This is a genomic window from Thermodesulfobacteriota bacterium (assembly GCA_034189135.1).
GTDB lineage: Bacteria > Desulfobacterota > Desulfobacteria > Desulfobacterales > JAUWMJ01 > JAUWMJ01.
In genome coordinates, this window is record JAXHVO010000023.1 from 27,777 (window position 1) to 39,043 (window position 11,267).

3 protein-coding genes are annotated in these 11,267 nt (G+C 40.6%); 2 read left to right on the forward strand and 1 reads right to left on the reverse strand.

Going from position 1 to position 11,267, the window contains the following annotated elements; all coding sequences use genetic code 11:
- Positions 1-61 precede the first annotated feature (61 nt).
- A complete protein-coding gene (locus SWH54_03075) occupies positions 62-355 on the reverse strand; it encodes a hypothetical protein (protein ID MDY6790231.1) in 294 nt (97 codons plus the stop codon).
- Positions 356-955: 600 nt separating this feature from the next.
- On the opposite strand from SWH54_03075, the gene SWH54_03080 reads away from it, so the two are divergent.
- Together SWH54_03080 and SWH54_03085 are read left to right on the forward strand one after the other, a co-directional pair.
- Positions 956-2,437, forward strand: a complete 1,482-nt coding sequence (locus SWH54_03080; GenBank protein ID MDY6790232.1) for an FkbM family methyltransferase — start codon at positions 956-958, stop codon at positions 2,435-2,437.
- A gap of 179 nt (positions 2,438-2,616) precedes the next feature.
- On the forward strand, positions 2,617-11,094 hold the full coding sequence (locus SWH54_03085; protein ID MDY6790233.1) for a glycosyltransferase: 8,478 nt from the start codon (positions 2,617-2,619) through the stop codon (positions 11,092-11,094).
- The last annotated feature ends 173 nt before the right edge of the window (positions 11,095-11,267 follow it).

Here is an 11,267-nt window from a genome sequence, read left to right on the forward strand (position 1 = left end):
GCAATCTACACAACTTATTTTTTATGGCCTTCTAATTGATGGTAATATCGTCTCTTATCATTCAGCCGTTTTTGTCCACCACTAATGTTTTGGAATGTTTTTCTATCGAAAAGTGTAAAACCAGATCTTTTGTATTTTCAACCCAGAATCCCATGCAGGGAACACTTTTTTTATAAAACATGATTTGCTCTACGGCAGGATCTAAAGGGTCGTATAATGCCAACATTTCCATCACCGCCCTTCTGATATCAATCAGTGTATTTTCTTCAAACTGAACATCATCCAAAGAGATTTCATTTAAACTGTTTTGATCCACATCAATACAGTCACTGATCTGCTTTTTAAGGTTGGCCATGATCATATTTCCTTAACGTTGGTCTTATAGTTAATATCGGCATATGAATAAAAAACTTGAAGGAAATTAATTTTGGCGGTTGTCAATATTTTGACATCGCTTAAAATTGATAGATTCACCAAAGGTTAAAAACCCTCTCTTTCTTGTAGGAGAGGGGGATGAAGGATTAATAGATGAGACCATACATTCGTTTTTTATCTTGTTTAATCCGTGAAATTTTCCGGGAACATTTCACCCGGGTGATCTCGCCCTTTTTCCCAGAGTCAATTTTTCCTGTCACTCCGTCATAATATTGACTTTTCTTTCTGTTCCCATTTTCATCATGACTGTATCTTATTTAAATGTTAGGGAAAAAACAACATAGATTTAAATGGTATGTTTTTTGCTTTAAAACAAAGAAAGCTTTTATTCAAATGCTGTAAAGAAATTTCTATTAATTTATTCATGTCATATGGAAATTAGCATCAAGAGAATATTAAATGAAAATGAAAAAATTTTGGAAATTGGAGAGGCGGGTTATACAGTCTTGTAAATTTCTCAACTATGGGAATGTATCTATACTACACACGGTTCATAATTTACCAGTTGGGTGTAAGAAGAATGATAGAGAAAACAAGTAAAACCGGCATACTTGCACAACTCAGAGGTGCCGGACTGTGGCATGAAGGGCAGCCGCTCCGCATTCATCTGGGTTGTGGAGGAAAACATTTTGACAGATATATAAATATCGATTACCCACCGTCTGGGCGTAGTATGGTGGCGGTTAAGGCTGATATATTTGCAGACATTAGGAGTTTAGATTTTCCGTGTGAGTCAGTGGATGAGGTACGTCTCCATCACGTTTTTGAGCATTTCGGTCGAGTTGTTGCCCTTGCTATGCTCATAAAATGGCATGGCTGGCTTAAAATAGGCGGAAAACTGTATATCGAAACCCCAGATCTCATCGGCAGCGCCAAAACGCTCATCTCTAATGCATCGTGGAAAACGAAGATTGGCGCTGTCCGGCATCTTACAGGCGATCAAGCGGCATCGTGGGCATACCATGTTGACCAATGGTTTCCAGAGCGGTTCAAGCGCACCCTTGGAAATTTTGGCTTTGATCCAGTTAAAACCCGCTCCTGGTCATGGCAGCACGAACCGTATCTTTCGAATGTTGAAGCGATAGCCATTAAAAACCGTAAGGTCCCGATCAAGGAGCAGTTGCATTGTGCGGAGGAACTATTGTGGGAAAGCACTGTCGCAGCAGCCGAAAAACCGCTACTAGAAACCTGGATGAAACAGCTTTACGCAGCGTTATCCGGCGAGTTTGCTTCTGAGTTGGACCACATCCAAAAGCCAGGCATTAGTTGCAAGGAGCTACCAAACGGATCCGTCTTGATGCGTCAGGAAATGGGAGATTCAAAGACAAAGGTTGATCAGCATAGCACCATAATGGATGGTGCAATTGAAGATTGTATTGGAGATGAAGATCTTGTGTTTGATGTGGGTGCAAATATTGGCTCGAAAACTGAAATATACCTTGCAAGAGGGGCACGGGTGGTCTGTTTTGAACCGCAGCCTGAATGCGTATCGGCATTGAGGGAAAAGTATCAGGATAACCATAGTGTAACCGTCGTAGATAAGGGCCTTGGAGATAGGTGTGGTCAAATGCCACTCTATATTTGCAGCAATGCAAATACCATTTCGACATTTTCTGATGAATGGAAAACCGGGAGGTTTTCAGGCCATTCGTGGGATAAAACTATTACAGTGGATGTTACAACACTGGATAAGGCTATAGAGATCTATGGACGCCCAATGTATTGTAAAATCGATGTTGAAGGATATGAGTTTGATGTATTAAAGGGCCTTTCTCAGCCAATTCCCTGTTTATCATTTGAATTCACGAAAGAGTTTTTGGAAAACGCTAGAAAATGTGTGGCTCATCTGGAGATCTTGGGATACAAGCACTTCAATCTGATTTTAGAAGAAAACACAAAGCATGTGTTTGAAAAATGGGTTTCTTCTAAAATACTGTTTCGCCTTTTAGAAGATTCGGACAACAGCCTGTTATGGGGGGATGTTTATGCAAAAATCATTTAAACCCCCAAAACCGATGGCTGGATAGATTCTAATCTTTACGCGACGAAGATGTGAAATCCGGATCAAACCCATCCACAATTAACGTGGTTTGAATACTTAAACCCCAAGAATGAACCTTTTGCAAAAGTATAGAAAAAACATATATTTTTAAGGATTATTTTAAACATGGAGAAGAATCTATGAGTGAAAGAGCGCATCCCGAAGATCCTGGTTTTATTAAGGGGAGTCCTTACAGGGAAAATCTCTACAAGCGCTATAACTTTGCCAATGCCTATACTAAAGACAAGGACGTTGTTGACGTCCCTTGCGGGGTAGGATGGGGTACCTCTCTATTGAGAGGCAAGCGTGTAGCTGGGATAGACATTTCAAAAGAAGCTGTAGATTACGCAAAGAAACATTACCTTGGAATAGATTTTCTGGTCGGGAATATGGCCAATATCCCTTTGCCAGGCAAAAGCATTGATGTTGTAGTATGCTTAGAAGGTTTTGAGCATGTAAACAAGGATGTCGGAATAAGATTCCTCGACGAGGCTGTAAGAATTCTTAGAAAAGATGGGTTGCTAGTAATGAGCTGTCCGGTTATTTTGCCTGGAGGGAATCATTCCGGTAATCCATATCATCTATATGAGCCAACCGTGGAAGAAATTGAAAGAATATTGGATAAAAAATTTAAAAAAATAAAATCAAAAACCTTTTCAGGTCCAGATGGACACATAATGTTTTTTGTCGGGAAACCTCTGGATAATGCTACCTATTCCTATATTAATAAAAATGTCATCCCGGAGAAGATATTTTTACTATCTGTTGGCTGCATAAACTACGACTGCAATATTAATTTCTATGAGCCTTTAAAAAAGATCTGTTCAAACACTATCAACTATAACTATGTAGAAAGGCTCAGACAGATCGGTAAAAAAGAGATGAATGACGAGGTTTTAAGGCTGGTTGACAGGGAGAAACCTGATTATGTTTTCTTTATCACCCATCAGGACCAGGTAGATATAAGCACATTAGACAAGATCAAAATGCTGGGTGCAAAAACAATTGCCTGGTTTTCCGATGATCACTGGCGGTTTGACAATTACTCAAAGTTTATTGCCCCACATGTTTTTTGTTCAATAACCACTGATAGGTATGCATTCGATAAGTATAGAGAAATAGGTCTAAACGTTGTAAGATCCCAATGGGCGGCAAACCAAGGCTATTACAAAAAAATGCCACTACAATTTTTGTACGATGTAAGCTTTGTGGGGCAGGATTATGGCAGACGACGGGAACATCTTGCTTATTTAAAGGATAAAGGCTTACCGGTTGTCGTTTTTGGAAAGGGATTCGGAACTTTTTTGGAATTTAACAATATAATCAAGGTATTCAATGCCAGCAAGATAAATCTCAACTTTAGCAGCAGTTCGTCTGATGATGGCATAAAACAAATAAAGGGCAGGTTTTTTGAGGTGCCTATGAGCGGTGGCTTTTTATTGACCGAATATGCAGATGGAATAGAGGAGTATTTTGAGATAGGAAAAGAAGTAGAGTGCTTTGAGGATCGCAGGGAGGCAGTTGAGAAGATCAGATATTATCTTACACATAAAAACAAACGTATTGAGATAGCCAAGGCTGGACATGCAAGAGCGCTTACTGCCCATGCCTGGGAGAAGAGGCTGAATGAACTATTCTACGATATAAAAAAGCTGAAAACAGAAACAAGTAGCATAATCAGTGGTTCAGGGAACGGGGTGAAGCAAGGGGTTAAACAGGCAGTCCATACCTCAGAAAACAAGAGGCAGATCACCGCAAGGTCGGGAAAGCATGTGCTTCTTACTACCTCGGCGGCTCCATCTCAATCCCCGTTTTCAACTACAGAAAAAAGACCGCCGATTGGCATCGGTTTTTTGATTTCTGTGTTAAGGAATGCAGGGCACAACGTCTTTTTCATCGACAACTATTTGCAGCCGAGTAACTTTATTGAAAAAGATTATCTCCTCCAAAACAATATAGATTATGTTGGTATCTATGCCAATACTATCTGCTACCAGGATACTCTGCGAATGCTTTATAAACTTGAGTGGCTTAGGCAAACCGGCAGGTGGAAAGGCAAGATCATTGTTGGTGGTCCTCATGCAACAGTGTGTTTAGATACTATTCCTGATTTTGTTGATTATGTAGTTCAGGGTGAAGGTGAGCAAGCCATTAAAGATATAGTGGCGGGGAAGACAAAAAAAAGAGTGATTAAGTATCCACGTATAAAAGATTTAGACGAATTGCCGATGCCTGCATGGGATTATTTTATTAATTTGCCTTATAACTGGGGTGGAGAGTGGTTTCCTCAAAAGCCAGTATTCACCATGAATACCAGCAGGGGGTGCCCGTTTAATTGCACATTTTGTTCTGTGGGGTCAATCTGGGGGAAAAAATATACCTGTTTTAGCGCAGAGAGGATTGTCTCCGATATTGAACACTTGGTAAAGCAATATGGGGCAAAGGGGATCTATTTTAGAGAAGATAACTTTACGCTTAATAAGAAAAGGCTGAAAAGATTTTGCAATTTACTCTTGGAAAAGGGGATAAAAATATCCTGGGCTTGTGAGACAAGGGTCAATACCCTTGACAGAGAAATCATAGAGCTTATGTCACGTGCTGGGGCTTGCGGATTCTATTTTGGAGTCGAAAGCGGTTCCCAAAGGGTCTTAGATTTTTTAAATAAAGATATTACTGTCGAGCAGACACGAAATGCTTTTAAATGGTGCCATGAATTTGGGATTAAGGTGGCGGCCAGTGTGGTGGTGGGGGTTCCCACCGAAACCCAGGCAGAGCTTAAACAAACCATCGCATTGCTAAAAGAGATTAAGCCCACCGTAACCTGGTTTAACGTATTTGTCGGAATTCCAAACAGTAAACTCTATAAATATACACTAGAGAATAAACTTTATGAGTTTATTGATGACAGGGGGTTGGTTTATTTAAAGGGTCATAACCAGCGTGTGAGAAAATTTTACCAAGGGGCATGGGATGCCGATTGCCCTGTAAGCCTGCATCGAGATAGAATTACCAATCCGAAAATAAGTGTGGTGATGTCGGTTTATAATGGTGAAAAACATTTGAAAGAGGCAATTGAAAGTGTGTTACAGCAAACTTTCCAGGATTTTGAATTTATCATTGTAGATGATGCTTCAAATGATAAATCAAACAAAATCCTTCAAAGCTTCAGTGATCCCAGGATTAGGGTTATTAAAAATAGAAAAAATCTGGGTCTGACCCGGTCCTTAAACAGAGGGGTGAAGGCCGCAAAGGGAGAGTATATTGCACGCATGGATGCCGATGATATTTCTCTGCCTCATCGTTTTGCAAGACAGGTTGAGTTTATAGAAAGAAACCCTGACCATGCTGCTGCAGGAAGTTCGTACTATCAAATAGATGATAAAGGGAAGACAACTTCAGTTATTGAAGTTCTGACTAACAGTTCAGATATTAAGGAGGGGTTAAAAACACAGAACTGGTTCGGTCATGGCAGTGTGATGATGCAAAAGGAAGCTTTGTTGCGGGCTGGCGGATATAACGAAAAATACAAATTCGCTCAGGACTATGACCTGTGGCTTAGATTGGCAGAGGACTATGAACTGGCTAACATAAAAGAACCTCTTTATTGCTGGAGAGTTGGCTCGTCCAACATTTCCAAAAAAAAGTCTTCACAACAGAGACATTACGCAAACTTGGCAATTTCAGAAGCACAGAAGCGAGAAGAAGATAAAATGGATACTCCACTGGTTTCGGTCATTGTTCCAACCTATAACCGGCCGGATATGCTGGCAGCAGCTCTGGAAAGTATTCTTCAGCAAAGATTCAGAAGATTTGAGACTATCGTGGTCAACGACGCCGGAAGAAGTGTGGAAGATGTGATATCAAAATTGAATGAAAAGAAAAATATTACTTATGTCTCTCATGCCAAAAATATGGGATTGGCCGCTGCTCGAAACACGGGAATCAAGATAGCGCGAGGAAAATATATTGCACTCCTTGATGATGACGATTTGTTTTATCCCAATCATCTTGAAACAGCAATGGCCCATGTGAGTGAAGACACACCGGTGGTTTACACGGACGCAGTCCGTGCCACATATGAAAAGCACAAAGACTCTTACAGGCTTGTGGGGAAAAAGGTTCCCTATTCCATAGATTTTGAAAGAGATAAATTGCTCGTCGGCAACATCGCTCCTGTCAACTGCTTTGTATTTGAGAGAGAAAAGGGTATCGGGGCCGGACTTTTTGACGAAACATTAACCACCTTAGAAGATTGGGACTTTTGGATCAGGCTTTCTAAAAAGTGCACATTTAAACATATTGCCAGCACCACCGCTCAGGTGAACTGGCGTACTGACGGCACCACCATGACATCTTCACTGGGAGCTGAGTTTGGAAAGAACAGAGAAAGAATCTATAAAAGATATCAAAAACAGATCAGCAAAATTGAAGATATTGAATCCACGTTAAAAGAATTTGAGGAAATCTGGGGCCAGGATGACAACTCGGTGGGGCCCCTTGTTTCAATCATAATACTGGTTCGTAACCAACTAGCATACACCAGAAAGTGTATGGAAAGCATTATCAACCATACAAGTCTGCCCTTTGAACTGATAGTGATCGATAATGCCTCAACGGATGGTACCGCAGAGTACCTTAAATCAGAACTTCCGCGGCTCATACCCGAAGACAGGCTCCAGGTAATTAAAAATAAGAAAAATTTCGGTTTTGCCAAAGGAAACAACCAGGGTATCGCAGCTTCCCGTGCAGGTTATGTTTTGCTTATGAATAATGACGTGGTAACCACACCCGGCTGGTTATCAAAAATGATCCGGTGTGCGGAAGAAAGCCCTTTGATCGGTATTGTGGGGCCAAAATCGAACTACGTTTCAGGTCCCCAGTTGGTTAAGAGTGTGTCTTACAACACGAATAACTTGAAGGGGCTGAAAAGATTTTCGACTGAATTTGCTGAAAAAAATGATGGAAAATCTGTACGTTACTGGCGGGTGGTCGGGTTTTGCATGCTGATTAAAAGGGTTGTGATCGAAAAAATCGGCGGCCTGGATGAACGTTACGGACTGGGCAACTTTGAAGATGACGATTTCAGTTTAAGAGCCACACTGGCCGGATATGAATCGCGTATAGCCCAGGACTGCTTTATTCATCATTTCGGAAGCCGTACGTTTGCCGGAGAACAAATCGATTATGAAAAGAGCCTCCATAAAAATTGGGAGATATTTAAGAAAAAATGGGACATTTCCAGGGATCTGCCGTACGGTTCATCTTGTGACCTGGGTAATCTTGTTAAAGAAGGCTTTATTCGAGCAAAGCATTTTATTTCTGTTGAAGAAAAACATGGTTTACCGGCAGGAAATCAAAAAAACACACATAAAGCCAAACCAGGATCCATTGAAGAGGAATACCATATAGTTCAACAGTTGCTATCCAGGGGTAAAAAACAGGAAGCAAAGGAAGGATTGAAGAAATTACTTTCAGACCATCCAGAATTTGTGATCGCCCACAATGATTTAGGAGTACTCTACTTCCAAGACGGGGAAAAAGTCAAAGCAAGGGAACACTACGAACGGGCCGTCGAGTTGCAACCTCAAAACATTACTTTTCTTAAAAACCTGGCAGATTTTTATTATGTGGAACTGGGACGTGTAGAAGAAGCTCTGACATTGTATAACCGCGTACTGTATATTAACCCTGAAGACATTGAGACGCTCGTAATAATCGGTCATATATGTGTTTCACTAAAGAAATTTGATGATGCAAAAACCTTTTATCACCAGGTACTGGATCTCGATCCCATGAATGAAGATGCTCGGCAAATCCTTGATAAACTGTTAACCCGTGAACAATCGGTAAACCCGAATATTAATGTTTCGATTATCGTACCGACTTCAAATCAACAAAAATACATAAAAAATTGTATAGAAAGTATACGAAGACATACTGTTGAACCGCATGAAATAGTATTTGTTAATAATGGAACTACAAAGGGAATGGAAAAATGGTTAAAGAAAAATATAAACGAAAATTCAAATTATCGTATGATTAAATGCCCAAAAGGTTCATATTTCGCCAGGTATTTAAATGAGGGGATGAAAGTATCCACAGGGGAATACATTGTTTTATTATCCAATGATGTTAGGGTGACCAAAGGCTGGTTGTCAGGGATGATTGAGTGCTTTAAAAGAGTTCCTGACGCAGGTATCGTCGGTCCAATGTCGAATCTTACAAGAGGATTTCAAAAGGTCGCAAAAACAGATAATGTTTCTGAAGATGAAATAGACGAGTTTGCTGAATCATTTAGGACGAAAAATAGCTGCCGCAGAATCCCAACCTATTCAATTGATGGTTCTTGTATGCTGTTTAAACGTAATTTGCTGGAGAAAATCGGATTTTTCGACGAAAAATTTGGTCCGGATGGTTTTGCGGATGAAGATTTTTGTCTCAGGTCCCTTTTAGAGGGTCGGCAAAACCTTATTGCCGGGGATGTGTATGTTCATCAGCAAAATAAAAAAGTTTCTCCTCAAAGCAAGAAGTATTTCAATACAAAATGGAATAGGGCGGATGCAAAAAGCCATTCAGGGAAAAAATTTCTTACCCTTAAGGCCATTGAAAAAGGCTGTGATGCTGATCAGAGGGGCCACACGGAAAATGCTGTTGAAATACTTTTGGAGGGTATCGGGCTTTCGCCTGATGATAAACGGCCATATTATACACTTGCAGAAATTTTATTAAATGCAAAAAAATACAAGGATGCCATTGATGTCCTTAATGAAATACCATCAAATGAGCTGGATGTAAAAAGACTGGAATTGCTTGGGTACTGCAAGGAAGGCGCAGGCGATAATGAAGAAGCTCAAGATTATGCCGATCGAATCCTTTCTATAAACGGTAATTTCGCACCGGCTTTAAACCTTAAAGGAGTTTTGGCTTTTAAAAAGAAAGATATCAGTTTCGCAGAAGATTGTTTTAACAAGGCCATTGAATCTGATCCTGGATACGGGGAGCCTTACACGAACCTTGGTGCAATACTCTGGGATAGTCAACAGGAAAAGGCTATGGATCTGTTTGAGAAAGGATTTATTCTATCTCCAACGATAACCGACATAGTCACAAACTATCATTCTGCAGTTACCGCATCAGGGAACTTTGAAAGAGCTGCGCGAATTTTCGAGGAAGCCTGTTCCCTAAGCCCCAATAATAAAATCCTAAGATATCAGCTTATTGATGTGCTCATTAAGCAAGGGAAAAATATAGAAGCCATGAGTCACATTGAAGATGCAATCGCTTTATGCGGAGTGGATGACGGTATTTTGCCTTTTGCACTCAAAATAAGGAATTTGATTGGGCCGATAGAAATTGATAAAACAAAAGATAAAAAACACACTGTTTCCCTATGTATGATCGCTAAAAATGAAGAGGAGTGTCTGGCAAGGTGTCTTAAAAGTGTGAAACCGGTGGTAGATGAGATGATAGTTATAGATACAGGATCTGAGGACAGAACAGCTGAGATTGCCAGAGTATTCGGGGCCAAAGTATTTGATTTTAAATGGACAGGTGATTTTTCTGAAGCAAGGAACTTTTCTCTTTCAAAAGCTTCAGGCAGCTGGACCTTTCATCTGGATGCAGATGAAGTGATCTCTGCCCTTGACTATGAAGCCTTTAAAAAGATTATTAGACAATCTGCAACCCAAAAGGTTGCTTTTTTAATTAACACGCGAAACTACACCATGGATGTCAACCAGGTCGGATGGACCGCAAATGACGGGCATTATGAAAGGGAGGAATCGGCCACCGGCTGGATCCCGAGCGAAAAGGTGAGATTGTTTCGCAAAGAAGGAAATATCCGGTTTGAATATCCGATCCACGAACTGGTGGAACCTTCACTTAAAACAGCCGGGATTACGGTAAAGAAATGTGCCATTCCTGTACACCACTACGGGAAGCTAAATAAGGAGAAAAGCAGTAAAAAGATTGAAATTTATTATCAGACCGGCAAGAAAAAACTAGATAAAATGGGAGACGATGCAGTTGCTATTCGTGAATTAGCGATACAGGCGGAAATAATTAAAAAACATGATGAGGCAATTGAGCTATGGGAAAGGTTTATCGCAATTGAGCCCAATGTTGCCAGGGCATATATCAACATGGGAATATCGTATTGCAGTCTTGGAAAATATGAAGACGTTCTTGAAACGGCCAAAAAAGCAATGAAACTTGATCCTGAGATGAAGGAAGCCCACTATAATTATGCACTCGCTAAACTGCATCTCGGAGGTGCATCGGAAGCTGTTTCAATCCTTAAAAAGCTTCTTGAACGAAATGGTCAATATCCGCCAGCCAAATTTTTGCTGGCGGCAGCATATTGCTGTAACGGGAAAAGGGATAACGGAATAAATGAGCTGAAAGAGCTGCAGAAATCTTCCATCGGGCCGGGTCTTCCCATTCGTTGCCATGAGCTTGCAAAGGGACTCGTCTCTTCCCAGAGGCCTGAGTATGCACTGGTGATTCTTGAAGCTGCCATAGACAGTAAGAATAGCAACAAGGATGTTCTTGAGCTTTACTCTAAATGCGCAGAGATGATGACTGTTGATAGAAAAACGGGAACAATGGGAGGTTTGTGATTGACGTTTGTTGAATAGTCAACGAAAAGCTGAAAATCTTGGCTTTAAAATATATTTAGTGCCTGAACGAAAAGTCATGGTTTTACGAGCCAGCCGGTTGGTTATGTTCGTTCATTAAATTACTACCGTTCAAAATGATGGCAGCCAGTAGTAAATCAAATCTTGGCTACCTT

What these genes read in the sequence shown, in the direction of transcription:
- SWH54_03075 (MDY6790231.1), bottom strand. Translation starts at nt 355, where the DNA reads ATGGCCAACCTTAAAAAGCAGATCAGTGACTGTATTGATGTGGATCAA.
- SWH54_03080 (MDY6790232.1), top strand. Translation starts at nt 956, where the DNA reads ATGATAGAGAAAACAAGTAAAACCGGCATACTTGCACAACTCAGAGGT.
- SWH54_03085 (MDY6790233.1), top strand. Translation starts at nt 2,617, where the DNA reads ATGAGTGAAAGAGCGCATCCCGAAGATCCTGGTTTTATTAAGGGGAGT.